The 1,060-nt window shown below is 64.0% G+C and carries 1 protein-coding gene and 1 CRISPR repeat array; the gene reads right to left on the bottom strand.

Annotation, left to right across the window (positions count from 1 at the left end):
- Window positions 1-118 precede the first annotated feature (118 nt).
- Window positions 119-514 carry a VOC family protein gene (locus tag ACX4ZE_RS22765; RefSeq protein ID WP_480275507.1) on the bottom strand — a complete coding sequence of 132 codons (396 nt, stop codon included), beginning with the start codon at window positions 512-514 and terminating at the stop codon, window positions 119-121.
- Window positions 515-623: 109 nt separating this feature from the next.
- A CRISPR array of direct repeats spans window positions 624-1,017; the repeat unit is 28 nt; unit sequence GGCTCATCCCCGCGTGCGCGGGGACCAC.
- Window positions 1,018-1,060 lie beyond the last annotated feature (43 nt).

The following is a 1,060-nucleotide window of genomic DNA, read 5'->3' as shown; positions in this document are numbered from 1 at the left end:
GCCCGTGACGGAGTGATCTGGTCGGCAACCGCGATTCCGGGCCGTGAACCAGGGGTTTCGGTAGTAACTGCGCGGAAAACAACACATATGGCTGGACCAGCAACGATGAGGGAACTGACTAGGCAGGACCCAGTAGATCCCACCGGTTGCCAGCAATGTCCAAGAAGACCGCGACACAGCCATACGGCTCGGACCGCGGTTGTGTCACGAACTCGACGCCCGCTGCGACCAACCGAGCATATTCCGACTGAAAGTCATCGACCCGCAGGAAGAACCCCACGCGACCAGCAACCTGACCACCGACCACTCCTGCCTGCCGCTCACCATCCGCACGTGCCAGCAGGATCCCGGTTTGCGCACCCGGCGGACGAACCACCACCCACCGCTTGGGTCTGCCGTCGTTGGTCACGGACGGCACGTCCTCGACCAGTTCGAAGCCCAACACCGCGACGAAGAACTCGATCGCCGGGTCATACTCCTCGACCACGATCGCCACCAGCTCCAGATGCATCATCTGAGCATAGGGAGGCCCACCCCATCAGCCCGCTGGTCAGGTGGTGTTCATTTTCGCGCACACGATCTGGCCCGCAGGTCGATCTCGTTGTCGGACATGGGTTCGGTCCGGCTCATCCCCGCGTGCGCGGGGACCACTGATGCCACTCAGGTCAGCCGATGAAACATGACGGCTCATCCCCGCGTGCGCGGGGACCACTCGACGAGCGCAGCCATCTCAGCGGTCTTGTCCGGCTCATCCCCGCGTGCGCGGGGACCACGTGATGTGAGTCATTGTGAATCGATGGAACCGGGGCTCATCCCCGCGTGCGCGGGGACCACTATCGGGCCGTGGAGCGCCACGGCGCCGACCGGGGCTCATCCCCGCGTGCGCGGGGACCACCCTGGAGTGATCACGTGTGCGCCGTACTCGATCGGCTCATCCCCGCGTGCGCGGGGACCACCAGGGCGTGAATGAGGCGGATCGCAGCCCAAAAGGCTCATCCCCGCGTGCGCGGGGACCACACTTCTTGACCAGCAGTGATTCTGTCAGATCTGTTGATTTTCA

It is taken from the genome of Nocardia sp. TBRC8007 (assembly GCF_056629435.1).
Note: the sequence above shows the minus strand (reverse complement) of the source record. Positions and strands in the feature narration are given on the sequence as shown.